This is a genomic window from Curtobacterium sp. MCBD17_013 (assembly GCF_003234565.1).
In the GTDB taxonomy this organism is placed as follows: domain Bacteria; phylum Actinomycetota; class Actinomycetes; order Actinomycetales; family Microbacteriaceae; genus Curtobacterium.
Genome location: NZ_QKTU01000007.1, coordinates 22,130 through 44,382 on the forward strand (window position 1 = coordinate 22,130; position 22,253 = coordinate 44,382).

21 protein-coding genes and 1 tRNA gene are annotated in these 22,253 nt (G+C 72.7%); 11 read left to right on the plus strand and 11 right to left on the minus strand.

Annotated features, from left to right (window positions below):
• The first annotated feature begins 31 nt into the window (after nt 1-31).
• The 4 genes from DEI81_RS09180 to DEI81_RS09195 all read left to right on the plus strand — a co-directional run bounded on the left by DEI81_RS09180 (nt 32) and on the right by DEI81_RS09195 (nt 3,121).
• Nucleotides 32-865: an aldo/keto reductase gene (locus DEI81_RS09180; protein WP_111010422.1), complete on the plus strand. Its 834-nt coding sequence runs from the start codon at nt 32-34 to the stop codon at nt 863-865.
• A gap of 52 nt (nt 866-917) precedes the next feature.
• The gene (locus DEI81_RS09185; RefSeq protein ID WP_111010423.1) at nt 918-1,511 is read left to right on the plus strand and encodes a hypothetical protein; all 594 of its coding nucleotides are present in this window, start codon (nt 918-920) and stop codon (nt 1,509-1,511) included.
• Between the two features lie 88 nt (nt 1,512-1,599).
• On the plus strand, nt 1,600-2,121 hold the full coding sequence (locus DEI81_RS09190; protein ID WP_111010424.1) for a ribonuclease H: 522 nt from the start codon (nt 1,600-1,602) through the stop codon (nt 2,119-2,121).
• A 124-nt stretch (nt 2,122-2,245) separates the two neighbouring features.
• Complete coding sequence (locus DEI81_RS09195) at nt 2,246-3,121, plus strand: hypothetical protein (RefSeq protein WP_111010425.1); 876 nt, start codon at nt 2,246-2,248, stop codon at nt 3,119-3,121.
• A 33-nt stretch (nt 3,122-3,154) separates the two neighbouring features.
• Here DEI81_RS09195 and DEI81_RS09200 read toward each other — a convergent pair whose 3' ends face one another.
• Nucleotides 3,155-5,722 carry an RNA helicase gene (locus DEI81_RS09200; RefSeq protein ID WP_111010532.1) on the minus strand — a complete coding sequence of 856 codons (2,568 nt, stop codon included), beginning with the start codon at nt 5,720-5,722 and terminating at the stop codon, nt 3,155-3,157.
• Nucleotides 5,723-5,863: 141 nt separating this feature from the next.
• On the opposite strand from DEI81_RS09200, the gene DEI81_RS09205 reads away from it, so the two are divergent.
• Nucleotides 5,864-6,892, plus strand: coding sequence for an LLM class flavin-dependent oxidoreductase (locus DEI81_RS09205; protein WP_181435364.1), 1,029 nt, complete (start codon nt 5,864-5,866; stop codon nt 6,890-6,892).
• 555 nt (nt 6,893-7,447) lie between these two features.
• The gene (locus DEI81_RS09210; protein ID WP_111010426.1) at nt 7,448-8,311 is read left to right on the plus strand and encodes an NAD(P)-dependent oxidoreductase; all 864 of its coding nucleotides are present in this window, start codon (nt 7,448-7,450) and stop codon (nt 8,309-8,311) included.
• A gap of 103 nt (nt 8,312-8,414) precedes the next feature.
• Here the strand turns inward: DEI81_RS09210 and DEI81_RS09215 are convergent, their stop codons facing one another.
• Both DEI81_RS09215 and DEI81_RS09220 read right to left on the minus strand, forming a co-directional pair.
• Nucleotides 8,415-10,199 carry a methyltransferase gene (locus DEI81_RS09215; RefSeq protein ID WP_258368595.1) on the minus strand — a complete coding sequence of 595 codons (1,785 nt, stop codon included), beginning with the start codon at nt 10,197-10,199 and terminating at the stop codon, nt 8,415-8,417.
• The gene (locus DEI81_RS09220) at nt 10,196-10,618 is read right to left on the minus strand and encodes a helix-turn-helix transcriptional regulator (protein WP_111010427.1); all 423 of its coding nucleotides are present in this window, start codon (nt 10,616-10,618) and stop codon (nt 10,196-10,198) included. Before DEI81_RS09220 ends, DEI81_RS09215 begins: the two co-directional genes overlap by 4 nt.
• Before the next feature lie 117 nt (nt 10,619-10,735).
• Between DEI81_RS09220 and DEI81_RS09225 the strand changes: the two genes are divergently transcribed.
• Nucleotides 10,736-12,025, plus strand: a complete 1,290-nt coding sequence (locus tag DEI81_RS09225; RefSeq protein WP_111010428.1) for an MFS transporter — start codon at nt 10,736-10,738, stop codon at nt 12,023-12,025.
• Between the two features lie 122 nt (nt 12,026-12,147).
• Here the strand turns inward: DEI81_RS09225 and DEI81_RS09230 are convergent, their stop codons facing one another.
• Together DEI81_RS09230 and DEI81_RS09235 are read right to left on the minus strand one after the other, a co-directional pair.
• Nucleotides 12,148-12,624, minus strand: coding sequence for a TIGR02611 family protein (locus tag DEI81_RS09230; protein WP_111010429.1), 477 nt, complete (start codon nt 12,622-12,624; stop codon nt 12,148-12,150).
• Nucleotides 12,625-12,771: 147 nt separating this feature from the next.
• A complete protein-coding gene (locus tag DEI81_RS09235; protein WP_111010430.1) occupies nt 12,772-13,128 on the minus strand; it encodes a TraR/DksA C4-type zinc finger protein in 357 nt (118 codons plus the stop codon).
• A gap of 76 nt (nt 13,129-13,204) precedes the next feature.
• Here DEI81_RS09235 and DEI81_RS09240 point away from each other — a divergent pair, with 76 nt between their 5' ends.
• Together DEI81_RS09240 and DEI81_RS09245 are read left to right on the plus strand one after the other, a co-directional pair.
• Nucleotides 13,205-14,251, plus strand: a complete 1,047-nt coding sequence (locus tag DEI81_RS09240) for an LLM class flavin-dependent oxidoreductase (protein ID WP_181435365.1) — start codon at nt 13,205-13,207, stop codon at nt 14,249-14,251.
• 121 nt (nt 14,252-14,372) lie between these two features.
• Nucleotides 14,373-14,870, plus strand: coding sequence for a DUF2510 domain-containing protein (locus tag DEI81_RS09245; protein WP_111010431.1), 498 nt, complete (start codon nt 14,373-14,375; stop codon nt 14,868-14,870).
• A gap of 65 nt (nt 14,871-14,935) precedes the next feature.
• Here DEI81_RS09245 and DEI81_RS09250 read toward each other — a convergent pair whose 3' ends face one another.
• Entirely contained in the window at nt 14,936-16,363 is a 1,428-nt protein-coding gene (locus tag DEI81_RS09250; protein ID WP_181435366.1) for a phosphotransferase, read from the minus strand.
• Between the two features lie 127 nt (nt 16,364-16,490).
• Here DEI81_RS09250 and DEI81_RS09255 point away from each other — a divergent pair, with 127 nt between their 5' ends.
• Nucleotides 16,491-16,946: a MaoC/PaaZ C-terminal domain-containing protein gene (locus tag DEI81_RS09255; protein WP_258368596.1), complete on the plus strand. Its 456-nt coding sequence runs from the start codon at nt 16,491-16,493 to the stop codon at nt 16,944-16,946.
• Nucleotides 16,947-16,996: 50 nt separating this feature from the next.
• On the plus strand, nt 16,997-18,286 hold the full coding sequence (locus DEI81_RS09260; RefSeq protein ID WP_258368597.1) for a hypothetical protein: 1,290 nt from the start codon (nt 16,997-16,999) through the stop codon (nt 18,284-18,286).
• A 77-nt stretch (nt 18,287-18,363) separates the two neighbouring features.
• Here DEI81_RS09260 and DEI81_RS09265 read toward each other — a convergent pair whose 3' ends face one another.
• The 5 genes from DEI81_RS09265 to DEI81_RS09285 form a co-directional block, all read right to left on the minus strand.
• Nucleotides 18,364-19,401, minus strand: coding sequence for an amidase domain-containing protein (locus DEI81_RS09265; protein WP_111010433.1), 1,038 nt, complete (start codon nt 19,399-19,401; stop codon nt 18,364-18,366).
• An 87-nt stretch (nt 19,402-19,488) separates the two neighbouring features.
• Complete coding sequence (locus tag DEI81_RS09270) at nt 19,489-19,905, minus strand: VOC family protein (RefSeq protein ID WP_111010434.1); 417 nt, start codon at nt 19,903-19,905, stop codon at nt 19,489-19,491.
• Nucleotides 19,906-20,107: 202 nt separating this feature from the next.
• Nucleotides 20,108-20,180 (minus strand) — tRNA-Ala (locus tag DEI81_RS09275).
• An 83-nt stretch (nt 20,181-20,263) separates the two neighbouring features.
• Nucleotides 20,264-21,463 carry a DUF3040 domain-containing protein gene (locus DEI81_RS09280; RefSeq protein ID WP_146242890.1) on the minus strand — a complete coding sequence of 400 codons (1,200 nt, stop codon included), beginning with the start codon at nt 21,461-21,463 and terminating at the stop codon, nt 20,264-20,266.
• 93 nt (nt 21,464-21,556) lie between these two features.
• Complete coding sequence (locus DEI81_RS09285; RefSeq protein ID WP_111010436.1) at nt 21,557-22,216, minus strand: GNAT family N-acetyltransferase; 660 nt, start codon at nt 22,214-22,216, stop codon at nt 21,557-21,559.
• Nucleotides 22,217-22,253 lie beyond the last annotated feature (37 nt).

Below are 22,253 nucleotides of genomic sequence, written 5' to 3' on the forward strand. Positions count from 1 at the left end.
AGCCGACGCCGCCGCGGGCACCATGGACTGCATGGTCGATCCCGCAACCGTCCCCACCGTCGCCCTGCTCGACGGCAACACCATCCCCGCCGTCGGTCTCGGCGTGTACAAGGTCTCCGACGACGAGGCCGAGCGTGCCGTGCGCGAGGCTCTGCACGTCGGCTACCGGCACGTCGACACGGCCGAGATGTACGGCAACGAAGCCGGGGTCGGCCGGGCCCTCCGGACCGCAGAGGTCGACCGCGACGAGGTGTTCGTCACGACGAAGGTGTGGAACACGAACCAGGGGTTCGACGCGACGATGCGGGCGTTCGACGCATCGCTCGACCGGTTGGAGCTCGATCGGGTGGACCTGTACCTCATCCACTGGCCGGCGGCGGCGAACGACCGCTACGTCGACACCTGGCGGGCGCTCGAGCGGATCCGGACCGAGGGGCGCGCGACCTCGATCGGCGTCTCGAACTTCCAGGTCGAGCACCTGCAGCGGCTCCTCGACGAGACGGACGTGCTCCCGGCGGTGAACCAGGTGGAGCGGCATCCGTGGCTGCCGCAGACCGAACTCATGGCGTTCCACGCGCGGCACGGGATCGTGACCGAGGCGTGGTCGCCGCTCGGGCGCGGACGTCTGGTGGACGAACCGACCCTGGCGCGCATCGCGGCGAAGCACGACGTGTCCGTCGCGCAGGTGCTCGTGCGCTGGAACCTGCAGCAGGAGGTCGTGGTCCTGCCGAAGTCCGTCACGCCGGCGCGTATCGCGTCCAACATCGACGTCGGGCGGTTCGGACTCGACGACGATGACATGGCGGCGATCGCGGCGCTCCAGAACGGGGAGCGGATCGGGTCGCACCCGGACCGGGTCGCCTGAGCGCTCGCTCATGCGGCGAGCGGGTCGTCAACGATGCCCGTAGCGTCAACTCATGACCGATCCTCGTGACGACCCGAGCGCCCGCGACCAGGTGACACGCGAGCTCGAACCCGGCGAGCACCTGCTCTGGAGCGGTCGGGGCGACCCGTCGGTCCTGTTCACCGGGCGCGATGCGTTCCTCGTGCCCTTCAGCATCGTGTGGTGTGCGTTCGTCGCGTTCTGGATCACCGAGGCCGCGAGCGGCGGCGCCCCGCGGTTCCTCGTCGCGTACGGGGGCGTGTTCGCGCTGATCGGCCTCCACATGCTCGTCGGTCGGTTCATCGTCAAGCGGCACCGCAAGCGCGTGACCGCGTACGGCATCACGGACCGTCGCGCCCTCGTGACCACGGGGCGCCGGACGAAGGACACGCCCGTGACGCGGACCGACCACACGACGACGTGGTCGCGAGGTCGCTCGCACTGCAGCGTCGAATGGGTGACCGATGCGTCCGGCGGGTTCTTCGGCAACCGGACCAGGGGCGCGATGATCTACCGCAACACGGGGCTCGACGGCCTGTTCGGCCCGCAGGAGCTCGCGTTCTGGGACGTCGCGGACGGTGATGCGCTCGTTGCCGCACTGCGCATCGCCGAGCGCGGCCCCGCCTGATCGTCGTCCACAGGTCGGCCGGGAGGCCCGGGGCAAGCCGCCGAGGTCGGGTACCGTGGTCCGGCACTCGCCAACACCTGGAGGTCCCGTGACGATCGTCGCCGCCGCTGACGGCTCCGCCCTCGGCAACCCCGGCCCCGCCGGATGGGCCTGGTACGTGGACGACGACCGATGGGCCGCGGGCGGATGGCCGAGCGCCACGAACAACCAGGGCGAACTGACGGCCGTGCTCCAGCTGCTGCGCGCCACGAAGGCCACGGGCGAGCCGCTGCACATCCTGTGCGACAGCCAGTACGCCATCAAGGCCTGCACGGAATGGCTCGCCGGCTGGAAGCGCAAGGGGTGGCGCAAGGCCGACGGCAAGCCCGTGCTCAACGTCGAGATCATCAAGGAACTCGACGCCGAACTGCAGGGCCGGAAGGTCACGTTCGAGTGGGTCCGGGGGCACGTCGGCCACGAGATGAACGAGGCCGCCGACACCCGCGCCCGAGCCGCTGCGACCGCGTACCAGCGCCGGTCCGAGGTCCCGCACGGGCCGGGGTGGCCCGGGGTCGAGGTCACCGACCCGGCTCCGTTACCCGAGGCCACGCCGCCCGCGACGCTCTTCTGAGCGCCCGCCCGAGCATCAAGTGACACCGGGAGATCGCGCGGGGATCATCCGGGTGACGCCCTCCGTCCGCCGGTTGTCCCGGTCGCGCGCGAGCCGTTAGGCTCCGGCTGACGAGGGGGGAGCCATGGGGGCTCGTGCGACCGGCGTTGCCGTCGCGGCGCTGGTGACGTTCGCGCTCGCCGGTTGCAGCGTGTTCGGTGCCGGTCACGGGGCAGCACCCGCGCCGCATCCGCGCGACGCGCACGCTTCGGCGAGGCCGTCGCAGCCGGCAGCACAGGCCACGACGGCTCCCGACACCACGGTGGACGAGCACGAGCACACGTCCCTGCCGAGCGGCACGGTGGTCGTCGAGACGGACGTCACGTCGCCCAGCGGCGACACGTCCGCACACGTGCGCGTGGTCTCGGACGGTGACGGCACGTTCACCGCTGAGCTGTCGGGGTTCCGGACGACGGTGTCCCAGCCGATGTCGCTCGAGTTCCGCCCGAGCGTGGCGCACCAGGGGGACGGCTACGACTTCGGGGCGATCGGTCTGGTCCAGTGGGGCGCCGGGGGGCAACCGCCGATCGTGGACGACCTGTCCGAGGCCGGGAACGACCCGAGCTTCCTGCGGAGCGTGGTGCTCGTTCCGGTGAACACCGACGCCGAGGCCGCCACGAACACGATCCCGTCGTGGGCGAACCACGTCCTCGCCGCCGCGCCCCTGACCTGGCACGTGCCGTCCCCGTACCCCGGGTTCCACCTCGGCACGATCGCGCCGGCGGTCCCGTACGCCTACGGCACGATCGTCCGGGACGCCTCGGGCACGCCGATGCAGTACTTCGTGGCACACGGGGACCGCGCGGTGACCGTGGCGAAGCGCCTCGGGATCACGGTCGCGCAACTGCGGTGGCTCAATCCGCAGAGCGGGTTCCACGATCGGGACTGGCTCGACGAGGGCGACCTGCTCAACCTCGACCCGAACGGTCGGTCGTCGGCGTTCTATCCCGCGCAGGGCTGACCGCCCCGCGCAGGGCTGACCGCCGGCCCGACCTCAGTCCACGTCGACCTCGGTCCAGCCGTCGAACCGGCCGATCTCGGTGACGCGGACCACGGCCTCCCCGGCCTCGTCCGAGGCGTCGAGGTCGACGGTCGCGACGATCCCGAAGTCGTTGTCGCCCTCGGGGTCGGCGAAGATCTGCCGGGCGCGCCAGGTCCGCCCGGGCCCGGCTTCGTCGAGCACGAGGTACCGCATGGAGCGGGCGTCGGCGTCGGTCCCGATGCTGTCGTGCTCGGCGTAGTACTCCTCGAGCACGGCGTCCCATGCGCGCCAGTCGTGACCGCCGGCGGCGTCGAGCTCCCCCAGGGCCTCGGCGTCGTCGAGGGCGGCGAGCTGCACCCGCCGGAACAGCTCGTTGCGCACGAGCACCCGGAACGCGCGGGTGTTCGTCGTGAGGCGGTTCGGTGCGGGCGGGGCGATCTCCGCCTCGGGGGCGTCGCCGACGAGGTGCGGGGCGACCATGGCCTCCCATTCGTCGACGAGCGAGGAGTCCACCTGCCGCACGAGTTCGCCGAGCCACTCCACGATGTCGGTGAGCTCGTCGGTGCGCATCTCGGTCGGGATCGTCTGCCGGAGCGCACGGTAGGCGTCGGAGAGGTAGCGGAGGACGAGTCCCTCGGAGCGTGAGAGCCCGTAGAAGCGGACGTAGTCGCCGAAGGTCATGGCGCGTTCGAACATGTCGCGGACGACGGACTTCGGGGACAGGGCGAAGTCGAGCACCCAGGGCTGTTCCCGGCCGTAGGCCTCGTACGCGGCCTCGAGGAGCTCCGCGAGCGGCCGCGGGTGGGTGACCTCCTCGAGGAGCTCCATCCGCTCCTCGTACTCGATGCCCTCACGCTTCATGGCGGCGACGGCCTCGCCACGTTCCTTGAACTGCTGCGCGCCGAGGATCGCACGCGGGTCGTCGAGCGTGGACTCGACGATGGACACCATGTCGAGGGCGTAGGTCGGCGACTCGGGGTCGAGCAGCTCGAACGCGGCGAGCGCGAACGGCGACAGGGGCTGGTTCAAGGCGAAGTTCGGCTGCAGGTCGACGGTGAGCCGGACCGTCGGGGGCTCCCCGGGCCTCCCGGCCGGGACCCGCTCGATGACGCCGGCGGTGAGCAACGTCCGCGCGATGGTGAGCGCGCGCCGCGCGAGCGCGAACTGACGGGCGGGAGGCTCGTGGTTCGCGAACACGAGGTCGCGCACGGCACCGAAGACGTCGCCACCGCGACCGACCACGGAGAGCACCATCGCGTGCGTGATCCGCATCCGGGACACGAGCGGTTCGGGTTCCGCGGCGATGAGCCGTTGGAACGAGGCCTCGCCCCAGGAGACGAACCCGTCGGGGGCCTTCTTGCGCTTGACCTTGTTCTTCTTCTTCGGGTCGTCCCCGGCCTTGGCGAGGGCGCGGGCGTTCTCGATGTCGTGCTCGGGCGCCTCGGCGACCACGGTGCCCTCGGTGTCGTACCCGGCGCGTCCGGCGCGACCGGCGATCTGGTGGAACTCGCGCGCGGAGAGCTGTCGCATCTTCGTGCCGTCGAACTTCGTCAGCCCGGTGAACAGCACGGACCGGATGGGCACGTTGATGCCGACGCCGAGGGTGTCCGTGCCGCAGATGACGGGCAGGAGGCCCCGCTGCGCGAGCTGTTCGACGAGCCGCCGGTACTTGGGGAGCATCCCCGCGTGGTGCACCCCGATGCCGGCGCGGATGAGGCGGGACAGGGTCTGGCCGAACCCGGCGCTGAACCGGAATCCGCCGATCGCGGCCGCGATCTCGTCACGGCGTTCGCGCGAGGCGACCGTGATGCTCGTCAGGGACTGCGCGCGTTCGAGCGCCGCCGCCTGGGCGAAGTGCACGATGTAGACGGGGGCCTTGCCGTCGGACAGCAGCGCCTCCACTGTCTCCTGCACGGGCGTCATGACGTACTCGTAGTCGAGCGGCACCGGACGGGACACCCCCGTGACGCGCGCGGTGACGCGTCCGGTCCGCCGGGACAGGTCGTCGGCGATCACCTCGATGTCGCCGAGCGTCGCGGACATGAGGAGGAACTGCGCACGGTGCAGGACGAGGAGTGGGACCTGCCACGCCCACCCGCGGTCGGACTCGCCGTAGAAGTGGAACTCGTCCATCACGACGACGTCGACGTCCGCGTCGGGCCCCTGCCGGAGCGCGGTGTTCGCGAGGATCTCGGCGGTGCAGCAGATGATCGGCGCGTCGGCGTTGACCGAGGAGTCCCCCGTGACCATGCCGACGTTCTCGGGGCCGAACAGGTCGACGAGCTGGAAGAACTTCTCGGACACGAGCGCCTTGATCGGGGCGGTGTAGTACGACCGCTTGCCCTCGGCGAGCGCGGCGAAGTGCGCGCCGGCGGCGACGAGCGACTTGCCGGTCCCGGTGGGGGTGCTGAGCACGACGTTCGCGCCCGAGACGAGCTCGATGAGGGCTTCGTCCTGCGCGGGGTAGAGCGGGCGGCCGGTGGACTCGGCCCACTCGGCGAAGGCGGCGTAGACGGCGTCGGGATCGCCGGCCGGCGGGAGCGCGGTGAGCAGGGGTGCCGGGGCGGTGACGTCGGTCATGGTGGGTCGATCCTCCCGCATCCCGCCTGGGCCGGGCGGCCACCAGCGTCGCGAGCGTCGTCGACCGGGGTGTGGTCCGGTCGAACCGATCGCGCGTATTTGCATGCGAACGCAACGACCGGACGGGTTAGGCTCGGGTCCGTGCTGCGCGAACTCGGGTTCCTGTCCTTCGTCCCGAACCACGGCGGGCCCGCAGGGGCGGCCGCCGCGCTCGAGGACGGCCTGCAGCTGTTCGAGCACGCCGAGGGACTCGGATACGCCACGGGCTGGGTCCGCGGCCGGCACTTCGAGCCGTTCCTGACGAGCCCGATGACGTTCTTCGCGGCGGCGGCACAACGCACCCGTCGCATCGGCTTCGGCACCGCGGTGCTCGGCATGCGGTACGAGGACCCCATCCGGCTCGCCGAGGACGTCGCCACCGTGGACCTCCTGAGCGGTGGCCGCGTCGAGCTCGGCATCAGCACGGGGATCCCGCAGTCCGGGCCGGTGCTCGATCCGCTGTTCGGCGCGGTCGACCGTCCGTTCCGCGAGGAAGCGGAGGCCCGCGCGGCGCGGCTCCTCGAGGCCCTCCGCGGCGACGCCCTCGGCACGAGCGGCGGCGGGTACGAGAGCATCCCGGCGGGCAAGGACCTGGTCGTCGAGCCGCGCAGCGCCGGTCTGCTCGATCGCGTGTGGTGGGGCGGCGGCAGCACGGGCACGGCGGTGCGCACCGCGGAGCGGGGGCTCGACCTCCATCTGTCGACGCTCAACACCGAGGACACCGGGGCGCCGTTCGCGGACGCCCAGGCCGCGCAGATCGTCGCGTACCGCGAACGCCTGACGGAGGCGCACCCGGGTCGGACCGGCCGGGTCGCGATCGGTCGGATCGTCGTGCCGTTCGAGACCGACGCCGACGCCGCCACGCACCGCGAGTTCATCGAGAGCTACGCAGCGGGCATGGACGACGAGGGTCGACCGCGCTCCGGCACCCCGCCGTTCCGGTTCAGCAAGGTGCTGGCCGGCGAACCGGAGCGGATCGTGGAAGCGCTGCTCGCGGACCCCGCGGTCGCCGCGACCGACCAGCTCGTGATCACGCTGCCCGCCAACGGCGACGCCGCGTCCCATCGTCGGATCCTGTCGCTCGTCGCCGACCGGATCGCGCCGCGCCTGGGCTGGACGCCCGCCGACTGAGCGACGCGGACGCCCGACCCGGCGACGGGGACCAGGACCGTCCGGCGATCAGGGAATGCCACTCGCCGGGGTTGACCTCGGCGGGAGAGGCGGCGTGGTGAGGACCCCTCCCCCGCCGAGGCGCCCATCCCGGCCCTGATCCGAACGGGATGGTGCGTCCATGATCGCATCGCGCTGTGCGTTTGTCACCCGTCAACAGTCCGATCGCGGAACAGTACGCATCCTGGCTGTTCTCCGTCGCTCCGCGGCCCGAACACGACGATGCGCCCTCGTGGAGACCACGAGGGCGCATCGACACACCGAAGCCGATGGGGCACCGATAGCCGGATCAGGAGGCTGCGGCGCGCTCCGAACGACCACGTACGGTGCGGGCGTCACGGTAACCAGCCGTGTCCACCGAGGTGCATGTTACTGATACGACCGCATCGAAAGCCAGATCACGCGGCCGATTCTCCGGGTGGAGCCGGAATGCGCAGGACCGGGCATGATTGGACGGGCGGCCTGGGGCCGCGACCGGGCTCGATGCCCGGTGGGACTCGACGACGAGGAGGCGCGATGACGCGCGTAGTGGTGACCGGTGGCAGCGGCAAGCTCGGGAGGGCCGTGGTGCGCGAGTTCGACGCGCACGGCTACGACGTGGTCCTGCTCGACCGGGTGCCGTCCCCGGACAAGCCCGAGGGCGTCGCGTTCGTCCGCACCGACCTGAGCGACTATGGGCAGGTGCTCGGCGCGTTCATCGGGCTCGACGACCGGTACGACACTCCCGTCGACGCCGTCGTGCACCTCGCGGCGATCCCGGCGCCGGGCCTCGTGCCCGACGTCGCCCTCATCACGAACAACGTGACGGCGTCGATCAACGTGTTCCACGCGGCCAAGGCAGCGGGGATCAAGAACGTCGTGTGGGCGTCGAGCGAGACGCTGCTCGGGATCCCCATGGGCGAGCACCAGCCGCCGTACCTGCCGGTCGACGAGGAGTTCGCCGTCCGCCCGCAGTCCTCGTACTCGCTCGGCAAGGCCGTGGAGGAGGAGATGGCGCGGCACTTCACCCGCTGGGACCCGACCCTCAAGATGATCGGCCTGCGGTTCTCGAACGTCATGGACGAGACCGACTACCCCGCGTACCCGTGGGACGAGCAGCCCGAGGCGAAGATCTTCAACCTGTGGTCCTACATCGACTCGCGTGACGGCGCCCAGGCCGTTCGCAAGGCCGTCGAGAGCGACCTCACCGGGTTCGAGGCGTTCATCATCGCCTCGCCGGACACCGTCATGACGACGCCGACGATCGAACTCGTCGAGCGGTTCGTCCCCGACATCCCCCGGAAGAGCGCGATCGACGGCGTCAGCTCGCTCCTGTCGTCGGACAAGGCCCGCGAGCTCATCGGCTACGACCCGCAGTACAGCTGGCGCGACGGCCGCTGAGCCGGTTCCGCGAGATCGCACTCGTCGCCGTTCTGACCACCGTCGGAACGGCGACGACTGCGATCTCGGCGGTGGGGGGGCGGGACGAGCGGGACCGAGCAGGTCAGGCGGGCGGGCGCAGGAGGCCGTCGTGCAGCAGGGCGCGGACGCGCGGCAGCAGATCGGCGGCCAGGTCCTCGGCCCCGACGCCGGTGAGGTCGGCGATCGCCTCGACGATCGCCCGCACCGACAGGTCCCCGTCGCAGGCACCGACGAACGCGGCGAGCGCGGTGTCGGCGTCCACGCGCCGCGCGAACCCGCCGCCCTGCACGAGGGTGATCACGGTCGGGTCGTCGTTGCCCGGCCAGTAGTGGCGCTCCTCCGTCACGTCGCCGGCGACCACGAGGTGCGCGCGCCCGAGGGCCTCGTCGTCGTGCCCGCGCGACCACGCGACGGCGTCGAGCGTCCGTGCGACGGCGGCGCCGAGGCCGGTCGGGTTGCTGCCGAGCGCGTCCGCGATCCGTTCGAAGCGCCGCAGCCGGGAGGCCCGCCCGCCGCTCGGCGCGCCGCTCGCCTCCGCCACGGGGTCCGGTCGGCGGACGACGACGTAGCCGAACCCGACGGCGGTGACGTGTCGGGCGGCGAAGTCGTCGAGCCAGGCGTCGACGAGTCGGTCGTGGGTGGGGGTGCCGGGGCGCGTGCCGCCGTCGCGGATCCAGGTCTCGGCGTAGCGGGCGGGGTCCTGCTGCTCGCGCTCGACGACCCAGACGTCGACGTCGCGCGCCGACGCGGTGTCGTCGAACCAGCCGCGGACACGGTCGAGCCCGTCCTGACCCCATCGGTACTCCCAGTTCCCGAGGAGCTGCGCCGTGCCTCCCGGCTCGAGGTGCTCGGCGAGTACGCGCAGGACGGTCTCGACGAGGCCGTCGCCGATCATGCCGCCGTCGCGGTACTCGTACGAGGGGACGTCGTCGCGCCGGGGTGTGATGACGAACGGCGGATTCGACACGATGCGGTCGAACCGCTCTCCCGCGACGGGCTCGAACAGGGACCCGAGGCGGAACTCGATGCCGTCGAGCCCGTTGAGGTCGGCGTTGAACCGCGCGATCGCGAGGGCCCGCTCCGAGATGTCGGTCGCCACGACCTGGTCCGCGTGGCGACGCGCGTGCATCGCCTGGATCCCGCAGCCCGTGCCGAGGTCGAGCACGCGACGGACGGGGACGGGCACCATGAGGCCGCTCAGGGTCATCGTGGCACCACCGACGCCGAGCACGTGGTCCTCGCCGAGCGGCCCGCCGAGCACGGCCTCGCCGAGGTCGGACAGGATCCACCAGCTGCCCGCGCCGGCGTCGTCGACGAAGGCGTAGGGCCGGAGGTCGACCGCCGGGACGACGTGGTCGCCCACGACGCGCAGGAGGCCCGCGGCGGCGAGCGCCTCGACGCCGGCGGTGGGCAGGGCCGCGTCGGCGTCGGTCCGGGGCACGGCGACGCCGAGCACGAAGCACGTGGCGAGCGTGGCGGTGGGGGTCGGCGCTGTGGCGCTTGGTGCTGAGGGAGTCGGCGCAGTGGCGGTCGGTGCTGTGGCGGCGGGTGCTGTGGCGACGGGCGCTGTGGCGACGGGCGCTGTGGCGACGGGCGCTGTGGCGGTGGGTGCTCGGTCGTCCGCGCTGTCGTTCGTGGCACCGGTCGTCATGCCGGCGCGTCGCCGTGCGTCCAGGGCCCGGAGCGCGGGGACGCGGTCGCCACGGTGCAGGGCGGCCGCGGCGTCCGTGCCCCAGAGCGCGTCCACGGCGTCGACGGTATACCCCGCGGTGCGCAGGTCCTCGGCGAGCGCACGGGCGAGTGCGGCGTCGGGGACGATCCGGCGGGCGGGCGCCGGGGCGAGTTCGGGGGCGTGCTGCGTCGTCACGCGCGAGCCGGGGTGTGCGCGCCGGCCGTGCGCGGTGCGGGCAGCGGCGGCAGGTCCTCGAGGAGCACGGCGGGCGGGACCTGCCACGTGCGGACGAGGTCGAGCACGCCGGGGAACCGCTGGGCGATGACCTCGGTCCGGACGCGGCTGCGTCGTTCGAGGCCGTCCTGACGCTGCTCGAGCAGGCCGGCCTCGCGCAGGACCCGGAAGTGGTGCGTCAGCGTCGACTTCGGCCGGTCGATCCCCACCCATCCACAGGCCTGCTCGGATCCGTCGCCGTCGACGAGGTACCGGTGCAGGATGGTGAGGCGGATGGGGTCCGAGAGCGCCGCCATCACGCTCGGCAGCGCGATCGCGTCCGGGTCCGGCTGCGGCAGGAGCGGTGCCGGGGTGGGGGCGACGGCGACGGCTGCTGACATGCGCGGAAGGCTACCACCCAGTACTGGGCAGTACGACTCCGGTCGTACTGCGAGTACAGTACGAGTCTGCTCGTACTGCGACCGCGCGGCGCGAGCCCGAGGACCAGGAGGAACGGCATGGCACCGACGGAGCGCACGAGCGACCACGGACAGGCCGTGTCCACCCAGCCGCGACGCTCGGTCGTCGCCTTCTGGATCGTCGCGGCGATGATGTTCATCTCCGTCGCGTCGTCGGCCATCCCCTCGCCGATCTACCCCGTGTACGCGGCCGAGTGGCACCTGAGCCCGCTCATGCTCACCGGGGTGTTCGCGATCTACGTGGCCGGGCTCCTCGTCAGCCTGTTGACCGCCGGCGCGCTGTCCGACCACGTCGGCCGGAAGCCCGTGCTCGCGGTCGGTGCGCTCGGTGTCGTCGCCGCGATGGTGCTGTTCGTGCTCGCGAACGGGGTCGCGATGCTCATCGTCGCCCGCATCGTGCAGGGCGTCTTCGTGGGCGTGCTCATCGGGGCCCTCGGTGCGGCGCTCCTCGATCATTCACTCGAACGGCATCCCGCCTTCGCCGGTGTCCTCAACGGCGCCGTCCCGCCCATCGCCCTCGCGGTCGGGGCGCTCTCGAGCGGCATGCTCGTCGAGTGGGCACCGCTGCCCGAGCAACTCGTCTACATCGTCTTCGGCGCACTGCTCGTGCTCGCGGCGGCCACCCTCGTCGTCGTGCCGGAACGCGTCCGCAAGCAGCCCGGCGCGCTCCGGTCCCTGCGCCCCACCCTCGGGATCCCGGCGTCGTCGAAGCGCCTGTTCCGCAGCGTCGTCGGCGCCCTCGTGTCGAGCTGGGCGCTCGGCGGGATGTTCCTGTCCATCGTGCCGTCCCTCCTGCCGGCGGTGTTCGGCGTGACGGACCACGTGGCCGCGGGCGGGTTCATCGCGGCGTTCGCGGGTACCGGTGCGCTGACGGGGGTCGTCATCCAGCGCATGGACGCCCGTCACGCGGTCGTGCTCGGCCTCGTGGCGCTCGTCGTCGGGCCGGTCGTCACGCTCGGGTTCGTCGTCGCGCACCTGCTCGTGGGCGTCGTCGTCGGCGCCGTGATCGCGGGCGTCGGCTTCGGGGCGGGGTTCCAGGCAGGGCTGCGGATGCTGCTCGCCACGGCGTCCCCCGCGCACCGGGCCGGACTCCTGTCGGCGATCTACGTCGCGAGCTACCTGGCGTTCGGTGCACCGAGCGTCGTCGCGGGGGTGTTCGAGCCGAGCGTCGGGATCGTGCCCGTGAGCGTCGCCTACGGCGGGTTCGTCGTGCTCGCGGCGGTCGTCGCGCTCGTGGCCCAGCTCCGGTCGCCCCGGACCGCTGCGCTCGAGCAGGCCGCCGCCGACGAGGTCGAGCGCATCGCGACGGGGACGATCCGCACCGTCTGACGCCACCCCCGACCTGGATCACGCCCGGTTGAACCGCGTTCCGTCGTGTTGAACCGCGGAACAACCCGGTTCAACAGGGCGAAGCGCGGCTCAACGCGGGAGGAGCCGCAGCGGCAGCGCGATCAGCGCGACGAGGCCCCCATCGACCGATGGGCGTCGTCGTGCGCCGCGTCCACCGACGCCTTGCCCCGGTCGGCTGCAGCCCGCATCCGCGAGGACGGCGCGTGCCGACGGACCCGATCCCAGAAGTCGTGCAGCTTCCGGCGCAGCCAGGTCGAGATGCGGTGGAAGAACGCGAACTCGCTCGACAGGATCGTCAGACCGATGAACACGACGAGCCAGCCCGGCCCGGGCAGGGGCACGAGCGCGAGCCCGATGATGATGACGAGGCCGCCGACGATCCCGACGAGGACGCGGTAGACGAAGTGCACGTGGGGCCGCGCGTGGATCCACGCTCGCACGTCGCGGAACCAGTGGAACCGATGTCGCTTCGGCGGTACCGGCGCCGCGACGAGCGCCTGTCCGGGGGCTCGCGCCGCTCCATCGTCGTCCGCGGCACGGGGGTCGGCCCCGTCGGTGTGCACGCGGTCGCCGTCCATGGCTCGAGGCTAGGAACCCCGGCTGGGAAACCCCGGGGGTGCGGCTGGTGATGTCCCCCCGCGACGACCGGGAGGCCCGGCATCGGACAACCGGGAGCGGTCCCGCCACGAGCGACACCGGAGCAGACCGGTCATCCCGCGTGCGACTCAGCCCGCGTGTGCGACGCAGGTCCGCGCCCAGGGGACGGCGGCGAGTCGCGCCTGCGGGATGGGCTCGCCCCCGACGAGGCACCGTCCGTAGGACCCGTCATCGAGACGATGCAGCGCGGCGTCGACGAGCTCGAGCCGTCGGCGGGCGTCGTCACGGACCGCGCCGAGGGACCCGCGCTCCCAGGCGAGCGTGGCGCCCTCGGGGTCGTGCTCGTCGTCGCTGTTCGCACCGTCCCGCGCAGATGCGACGTCGTCCATGCTCCGCTCGACGGCACCGAGCAGTCGGCGTGAGCGGACCCGCTCGGCGAGCAGGGCCTCCCGGGCGTCGTCGTCCGTCCATGCGTCATCGGCCACCTGCTCGACGCTAGTGGCGGGACGGGCTCGCAGCGTGCCTCCCGGCCGGAATGCTCGCCGGGGTCCGTGCGTTCGCATGCACATGACGAAGAAGATCGGGTTCCTGTCCTTCGGGCACTGGCAGAACGTGCCGGGGTCCCGGGTGCGGTCCGCCCGCGAGGCCCTCGTGCAGGCGATCGACCTGGCCGTCGCCGCCGAGGAGGTCGGCGTGGACGGCGCGTACTTCCGCGTCCACCACTTCGCGCCGCAGCAGGCCGCGCCGTTCCCGCTGCTGTCCGCCATCGCGGCGCGGACGAGCCGCATCGAGATCGGCACCGGCGTCATCGACATGCGGTACGAGAACCCCCTCTACATGGCCGAGGAGGCCGCGGCCGCGGACCTCATCAGCGGCGGCCGCCTGCAGCTCGGCGTGAGCCGGGGATCGCCCGAGACGGCGCTCGCGGGCTACGAGTCGTTCGGGTACGCGCCCGCGGCGGGGCAGACCGACGCGGACATGGCCCGGCAGCACACCGCGATCTTCCGCCAGGCGATCGCCGGGCAGCCGATGGCGAACGCGAACCCGCAGATGACCGGCCGTGAGGGGTCGCTGCCCCTCTTCCCGCTGTCCGACACGCTCCCCGACCGCATCTGGTGGGGTGCCGGCACCCGCGCGACGGCGGAGTGGACCGCGGAGCAGGGCATGAACCTCATGTCGTCCACCCTCCTGACCGAGGACACCGGCGTGCCGTTCGACGAGCTGCAGGCCGAGCAGATCCAGCGGTTCCGCGACGCGTGGGCGGAGTCCGGCTGGGAGCGCACACCGCGCGTCTCCGTGTCGCGGAGCATCATCCCGATCACCGACGACGAGTCCCGCCACTACTTCGGCGTCCGGGCGCAGGTGGAGGGGCAGGACCAGGTCGGGCACCTCGACGGCGGCCTCGCGCGGTTCGGACGCTCGTACATCGGCGAGCCGGAGCAGCTCGTCGCCGAGCTCGCCCAGGACGCGGCCGTCGCGGCCGCCGACACCGTGCTCGTGACGGTGCCGAACCAGCTCGGCGTCGAGTTCAACGCGCGCCTGCTCGCCGGCGTCAGGGCCGTCGGGACCGAGCTCGGCTGGGACCGGGAGGCCGTGGGCGCGGCCTGAACGTACCTCCCGTCCGGTTTGTCCCCCCTTCTGCCGACACTCGTGCTGGGGCTGGGGCGGGTGGGACGCGCTTCGTAGGCTCGATCGCGTTCCACCCCTCCCAGGATCAGGAGACGTCCCCGTGTCACTGCCGGCTGCTGGCTGGTTCCCCGACCCCGCCGATGCGACGCGTCTGCGGTGGTGGGACGGTCGCACGTGGGGCAGTGCCACGCAGGCGCCCGCGCTGGCCGACCGGACACTGGCCCCCACGACGCCCGAGTCCGTCGCCCCGCACTTCTCGGTGACGTCGCAGGACCTCGACGAGCACGGCTGGGCGTGCGGATCCCGCACGGGATCGATCGCGCTCACCCCGGGCGGCCGGTTCAGCGTGCACGCCGCGCGGCGCTTCTGCCTGTTCGGCTGGGGCTCGCTCGCGCTGGCGTTGCTCGCCCTGGTGGTCGACCCGTTCGGGATCGTCAGCCTGCTCGCGGTGCTCGCCGCGATCGTGGGCATCGCCCGCCCCCGAGCCACGGGGGTGTGGCGCGTCGCCGCGCGCAGCATGGCCTTCACGGCAGCCGTGCTCGGCATCATGACCCTGGCGCTCGCCGCGAGTCAGCTCACGGGCGCCGTCCCCGCCTGATCGGGCGGCGCGTCCGGCCACGGGCGGCACGGCAGGCCAGGCGGCGCGTCAGGCCGCGGGCGGCGTCAGGCCGCGTCCGGCGCGGACCGCTCGACGAGCCGGGCCACGGCCGCGATCGGGATGCCGATCCAGTCCGGACGGTTGCGCGCCTCGTACACGGCCTCGTAGACGGCCTTGTCGATCTCGAACGCATCGAGCAGGGTCCGCTGGGCACGGATGTCCGTCCCGGACGCCGCGATGTACCCGTCCACGAAGGCGCGGCGCGCATCGTGCGCCCAGCCACTCGCATCGGTCGGGTGGTCGCCGTGCTGCAGGGCGCCGGCGACGTAGTCGAACGAGCGGAGCATGCCCGCGACGTCCCGCAGTGTGACGTCGGGGCGTGACCGCTCGGGCATCGGCCGGAGCGGCTCGCCCTCGAAGTCGAGGAGCACCCAGCCGCGGTCGGGCGACGAGACCGCCTGCCCCAGGTGGAGGTCGCCGTGGATGCGCTGGAGCCGAGGCCATTCGAGACCCTCGGCGGCGTCGTAGATCCTGCGGATCGCGTCGGCGTGCTCGGCGACGGCGGGCACCTCATCCGAGGCGACCTCGAGCCGCTGCCGCATCGACCCGACCGCCGAGGCGATCTCGTCGGTGCCGGCCGCGACCGTCGGGAGCTGCTCGGCGAGCACCGCGTGCACCTCGGCCGTCGCCTGCCCGAGACCGTGGGCCTGCTCGGTGAAGTCCACGCCGTCCTGCGCGGCCTGCAGCGCCACGCGCCAGGCGTCCTCGAGCCCCGGCAGGAACTCCTGCGCGAACGCGAGGTGGCCCGTCGCCCTGCCCTCGTCCCGCCCGACGTCCGGCCAGGTGCCCCGGAGCGCCCCGAACGACCTCGGCACGCGCGTCGAGCCACCTGCCGAGAGCGCGGCCTGGGAGGTCACGTCCGGGTTGTCGCCGTGGTGCAGGACCCGGAACACCTTGACGATGACCTGCCCGCCGCCGCCGTCGACGTCGCAGATCACGGACGTGTTCGACTGTTCGCCGCGGAGCACCCGGACGGCGGTCACGGCACCGATGTCGGCGAGGTGCTGCCCCTCCACGCTGGCGCCGTCGGCCTGCACGGTCGCGCCGCCGTCGATCGTCCCGAGCAGCCACCGTGCGTACGCGGCGTCGTGCGGCCCGTCGTAGAGCCACCGTTCGCCGTCCGTGGCGATGAGGACCTCGTCGAGCGCGTCGACCGGCTCGGTCCGCACGGTGAGCGGCACCTGGTACAGCACGGGCGTGCTCGGGGCGTCGTCGATGACGAGCTGCGTGCTGACCCGGACGCCGTCGACCTCCCCCTCGAGGGCGGCGATGAGCCGGAGCGCGGGGTCGAGGCCCTTCGCGGCGTACCAGCGCTGCCCCGCCATCCACGCGGCCACGACCTCGTGGGTCAGGGCGTCGACCCGGCGGTCGTCGCGCGGCTCCGAGGTCGATGTCGGGTCCGTCGCGGCGGTGGTCGGGGCTGCGTCGCTCATGCGCCGGAGCGTACGCCGGACGGACCGGCGCGGTTCCCTGGTCCGCGCCGGGAGGCCGTGGTCGGCTCCGGCTTGCCCGGGACCCGGGCAGCGCGGCAGGTCGGAGCCCGCGTGGGACACTGGCCCCGTGCCGCACTACCTCGAGGACCTCGCCGCCGGACAGACCTTCGTGACCCCGGGTCGCACGATCACCGAGGCGGACGTCGTGTCGTTCGCGTCGTGGACGAACGACAACAACCAGGTGCACACCGATGTCGAGTTCGCGAAGCAGACGCGGTACGGCCAGCGCATCGTCCACGGCATGCTCGGCGCGTCCCTGTGCCTGGGGCTGATCGCCCGCACCGGCGTGTTCGAGGGCTCCGCCGTCGCGCTCCTCGGCATCGACGGCTGGCGGTTCACCGCGCCCGTGTTCATCGGTGACACGCTCACCTGCACGGTCGAGATCCTGTCCACCCGTCGCACGAGCTCCGGCCGCACCGGCATCGTCGAGCGCACCGTGACCCTCCGGAACCAGCACGGCGAGGTCGTGCAGACCGGACGCATGGACGTCATGGTCCTCACCCGCGAGGCCGCCATCGAGTGACCTCCCGTCGGAGCGCGCGCGCCCGTCGCGCCTCTGCGATCATCGAGGTCGTGCCAGCTCTGCCGACGCCCGTCAGCACGGCCGTCCACGGCGTGGGCGGGGCCTCCCGGCCGCGGCGGCTCGCCCGCCTGATCCGGATCGCCCTGGAGGGACGGCACAGCGGGTGGACCGCCCCGCTCCTGCTGTGGGTCGGCTCCCGTGCGGTGAGCACCGTGCTGCTCGTCGGCGTGCTGCTCGTCGGGGCCGCCGCCGGACACGAGCCGGAGGGCCACGGCGGCGCCCACGGTCTGCTGGCGTTCTCCGGCTCCTGGGACGCGTGGTGGTACCAGACCGTCGCGGTGCACGGGTACCCGCGGTCCGTCCCCCTGGACCACCACGGGCACGTCGAGCCGAACGCGTGGGCGTTCCTCCCGGTGTTCCCCGCCGTCGTCCGTGTCGTCATGGCCGTCACCGGGCTGTCCTTCTGGGGTGCGGGCGTCGTCGTGTCCCTGCTCAGCGGCGCCGGCGGCACGGTCGTGCTCTACCGGCTCGTCCGCGCCGTCGCCGGGTCCCGACGGGCCCGGCGCGCCACGGCCCTGTTCGTGTTCGGGCCGCTCGGGTTCCTGCTGCAGGTGCCCTACGCCGAGGCGCTGTCCCTGCTGCTCGTCGCGGGCGCGTTGCTCGCACTCGTGCAACGCCGGTATCCGCTCGTGGCCGCCCTGGGCGTGGTCGCCGCGTTCACCCGCCCGGGCGCCCTCGCGCTGTCCGTCGCGGTCGCCGTGCACCTCGTCGCCATCGAGGTCCGGGCCGGTCGATCGCGCACCCGGGGCCTGCCCGCCCGACGGTGGATCCACCGCGTCCCCTGGACCACGCGCCTCGGCCTCGCCGTCACCGGGATCGTGGTCGCGGTGGCCGGTCTGGCCTGGCCGTTCATCGCGAGCGCGGTCACCGGGCGGCCGGACACCTACCTCGACAGCGAGCTCGCCTGGTGGACCGGGTACGTCGGCCACGTCCACTTCGTGCCGATGACCCCGTGGTTCATGCTCGCCGGACGGTGGCTCGGGAACGGCGGGTTCGTCCTGGTGATCGCCGTGATCGCCGCCGCGGTGTGGCTGCTCGTCCGGCGGAGCACGCGCGCGCTCGGGCCCGAGGTGGTCGGGTTCGTGGCCGCGTACGGGGTCTACCTCGTCGCGGTGTTCCTGCCACAGCAGAGCCTCGTGCGGCTGCTCATGCCCGCCGCACCCGTGCTCGGGACCGACCTGTTCGTGCGGACGCGGCGGCGCACCGTCGTGCTCGCCGTCGTCGGCGTGGTGCTGCAGGCGATCGCGATCGTGCTCATCTGGTACATCGGGTTCCCGTGACCCGGCTCCCCGTTGTGGTGCGGCGCGTTCGCCCCCCTGTGCCGATGCGCCGACCCGCTTCGGCGGCCAGCGCTCCCCTATGCGTCGAAGGTGTGGAACCAGGCCGTGCCACCGGGGTGCTGCACGGTGAGCATCTCGTCGAGGTCACGGTAGGGGCCGTCCTCGTTGTGGCTCGCCGACTTGATGAGCACCGTGCCGTCGGCCTGCGGGAACACCTCGGACACGATCGTCGTGTGGTCCGGTGACCCGTTGCCGTTCCAGTCCCACATGACGATGTCACCGACCCCGACCTTCGCGCGCTCGTCCAGCGTGCGCCGTGTGAGCCCGAAGGCGGCGGCGTTCGTCTGCAACCACGGGTCGAGCGACGGGCAGTAGGTCCAGGTGGCGGAGTGCACGGCCCCGGCGTCGTGGTTGTACCAGTCGTCGCGCTGCTGCCACCCGCGGGCGACGAGCGTCTGGCTGACGAAGTTCGCGCAGTCGCCGCCGATCGCGTTCATGTTGCCGTACTCCGCCAGGTTGTAGTTCGACCAGTGCGCCATCGCGTACTGGAGCTGACGGTCGACGGCGGTCAGCGCGGCGTACGTCAGCGTCGTCGTGGCGACGGGCGTTCCCGCGGTGGCTGCGGTGGGCGTCGGGGTCGAGGTCGCGCCGCTCGTGGCGGTGTCCCCGCTCACGCCGTCGTTGCTCGTGCTGCCGTTGCCGTCCGACGTCGTCACGTTCGCCGACGGCACCGGCTCCACCGCACGGGTGAACAGCGCCACCTCCGCGCGCCCCGGGGCGTAGGAGGCCTGGTGCGGAGCCGTGAAGGTCAACCGCTCGTCCGTCGCGTGGACGTCCCGTGCCGCGAGCCCGCCGACCGTCACGCCCGCGACCCGCGCCAGCCCGGACCCCGTGATGGTCACGGTCACCCCGCCGGCCAAGGGCACCTGCGCCGGCGACAGCGCCCGTGCGACCGGGTGCGCCGCGCCTGTCGACGCGCTGCCCGTCGTGGGTCCGTGCGTCGCGGACCCTGAGGACCGGTCGTCCGCCGTGCACGCCGCGAGCGCCAGGCCGACACCGGCGACACCCGCCAGCGAGAACAGGGAACGTCGGGTGAGCGCGGCGGGAGCAGTCATCGTCCGGACAGGGTAAGCGATACGTCCGAGGATGCGCCGGTGGCCCACCGTTCCCGAGATCTGGAACCCCGAGACGACCGGCGCCGCTCAGGACCGCGAACCGGTGACGTTCACCAGCCAGGTGACGCCGAAGCGGTCGGTCAGCATCCCGAACTCGTCACCCCACGGCGCGGCGGTCAACGGCGCGATGATCGTCGCCCCGTCGGCCAGACCGTCCCAGTAGCCGTGGAGCTCCTGCCCGTCGTCGCCGCTCAACGAGATGCTGATGCGGGACCCTGTCGGGGCCTCCATGCTGTTCGGCGTGTCCGAGGCCATGAGCAGGAGGCCGTGCGGGGTCACCAGGACGCTGTGCATCACCTTGTCCTGCTCGGTCGGGTCCTCACTCGCGTGCATCTCGCCGAACGTCGACAGCGTCAAGTCGCCGCCGAAGACGTCGCGGTAGAACTCCATCGCCTGGCGGGCCTCGTCACGGAAACCGATGTAGGGGTTGAGTGCGGTGGGCATCGTCGCTCCTCGCGTGCTGGCTGTGGAGCGGCGTGCGCCCCGTCGCGGTGCGCCCATGGTGCCAGAGGCCGCTGCGCACCACCACCATCGCCCGCAGCGCAGAACGAGCATGCCGAGACGACAGGTGCAGAACGACCACCCGCCGAGACGGCGAGAGGCCCGGATCCTGGTGGACCCGGGCCTCTCGCCGCGCGGTTCTCGGTGGAGCTAAGGGGATTCGAACCCCTGACCTTCTCATTGCGAACGAGACGCGCTACCAACTGCGCCATAGCCCCGAGTGCCCAGCAAGACTAGCACCGCAGCAGGCTCGATCCGAAATCGAGCCCGGCACGACATCGGTCCGGCCGGGCGACCGCGTTCAGACCGCGCGGCGGCGGCGGAGGACCGCGTCGAGGTCCGTGCGCTCCCACGAGTCCTCGTCGATGATCCCCATACCCGCGTACTTGCTCGGCGGTGCCGACGGTGCGGCCGGTTCCGGCCGCCGGTCGTCCGCGGTCCGGGTGGCGGTGGTCGAGCCTCCCGGCTGTGGTCCACCAGCGGCCCCGTCCGCGGCGGGAGCGCGCAGCCCCATCCGCTCGGCCAGGGTCGTCGGCGTCGCCTGGTCGTGCTCGGCGAGCGCGGCCGCAGCGGCCTCGACATCGGATCGGATCGGCGTGACCCGAGCGAGGTCGGGGTCGGTCGCGCCCGCGGCCACCGCAGCTGCCTCTGCTCGGCGTCGCGCTGCTTCCGCGTCCGCAGCCGCAGCGGCCTCGGCGACACGCTCGCGGAGGCGTGCGGCGAGCGCCGCCGACGACTCCTCGGCTGCCTGGCGGGCTTCCGCACGGGCGCGCTCCACGTCGGGTCGCGACACGTAGAGCGGCTTGGGGACCTCCACGGGCGTCCAGCTCCGGTCCTCGGCGGCCGGTGCGGTCTCCGCTGTGCCAACGGCGGTGTCGATCGGAGCGGCGTTCCGTGCCCGTGCGGACCGGGCGCGCGGTGCGGGTGCCCGGGTCGCCGCGGCGACCCCGGCGGCACGGCGCATCCGGGCACGGCCGACGGCGGCGAGCTGCGCGAGGACCGCCACCGCCCCCACGACCACGAGCGCGGCGGCGAGCGCCATGAGCCACATCGCCGGTGCGGCGACGAGCGTCACCACGGTGACCACGAGCCCGACGAAGCCGATGAGCGTCGCCCCCAGTCGAGAACGACGCATGCGGCGGGCAGTGAGCGCCGGCGACGCGGCGACCCGCTCGAGCTCTGGCTCCTGCTCCGCCAGGCGTCGCGTGATCTCACGCTGGCGTGCGGCCTCGTGTGCTCGGACGATGGCGCGGCGCCGGGCTTCTTCGCTCGCGGCCACACGCTGGGCCTCTGCCAGGGATCGGGCGTTCATCTCGATGCGGACCTCGTCCGGGAGTTCGGCGGTCTGTGCGAGGATCCGGAGCGTCTGCTGCAGACGTACCGCGTTGCGCTCCGTGGCGAGGTACTGCCGACGCGCGTGCCACGAGGGCATGAGGTAGACGAGCCACAGCACCGCCGCGATGAGGAGGACGATGCCTCCGCTCCAGGACCCGATGCTCACGGGGAACACGGTATGGGCGGGCCGCGCGCCGATCGGTCATTGCGCGTCGCGTGTTGAGCGAGTCGCGCCGGATTCGGGTTGTGGAGGACGAGTTCAGCCGCGGCGCGAGGTCGCGATCGGCATCGCGGCCTCCTCACGGGCCTGGTCGGGCACGCTGCCCTGACCTGCGGGCACGGCGCCGCGCACCCAGCGGTCGAGGACGCCCTCGCGGACCTCCTCGGCCACGAGCGCGAAGCAGAAGTGGTCGCGCCAGTCACCGTTGATGTGGATGTACCGGCGTCGCAGGCCCTCGTACCGGAACCCGAGCTTCTCGACGACCCGGAGCGAGGGCGCGTTCTCCGGACGGATGCAGATCTCCACCCGGTGGATCCCGACGGAACGGAAGCAGTGGTCGGTCGCGAGCGCGACGGCGGTCGGGGTCACGTTGTGCCCCGCGGCGCTCTCGACCACCCAGTAACCGATCGACGCACTGGCGAGCGAGCCGTAGCTGATGCCCGACACGTTGAGCTGTCCGACGAACCGGCCGTCGAGCTCCATGGCGAAGGGCAGGCCGAGCCCTGCACGCGCGTTCGCCTGCAGGGCCCGGATGCTCCCACGGACGTCCGCCGACACGAGTCCCGACGGGTTCGTGGCCTCCCAGGTCCGCAACCAGCTCCGGTTCATCGACAGGGCCATGTCGAGGTCACGGGTGTCACGGAGGCGCAGCGGGCGGATGGTGATCCGACCGTGCGTCAGGGTGGGGATGGTCGTCATCGGGGGATCGCGTTCCTGGTTCGGGTGTCCCGGACGG